General features: G+C 33.1%; 1 protein-coding gene. It reads right to left on the bottom strand.

Going from position 1 to position 266, the window contains the following annotated elements:
- Positions 1-28: 28 nt before the first annotated feature.
- Positions 29-266, bottom strand: a 238-nt coding sequence (locus HMPREF2613_RS06815; protein ID WP_315940752.1) for a helix-turn-helix transcriptional regulator, incomplete at its 5' end; no start/stop codon positions are given.

The following is a 266-nucleotide window of genomic DNA, read 5'->3' as shown; positions in this document are numbered from 1 at the left end:
ACGATTTTTCGTGTTTTTAGTTTTAAAATTAAGCAGTTTCGACTGCTTTAGTGAAAAGATATTCTAAATCGTATTCTGGAAAAAATTTTTGTTGTAATGCGAGAGCTTCAGTAAACTTAAAATCATAAGTGCCACTAATTTTGTCGCTTACCGTCTGAGCTCTCACACCCAAATAATCGGCCATATCTACAATCGCTACACCTTTTTCTTTTCGAGCTTTATCAATATTTAACATAGCATTCCTTTCTAACACGATTTTTCGTGTT

Origin of the sequence: Streptococcus sp. HMSC070B10 (assembly GCF_001808665.1) — a bacterium.
In the GTDB taxonomy this organism is placed as follows: Bacteria; Bacillota; Bacilli; order Lactobacillales; family Streptococcaceae; genus Streptococcus.
The sequence above is the reverse complement of the archived record's forward strand: the minus strand, read 5'-3'. Positions and strand labels throughout refer to the sequence as shown.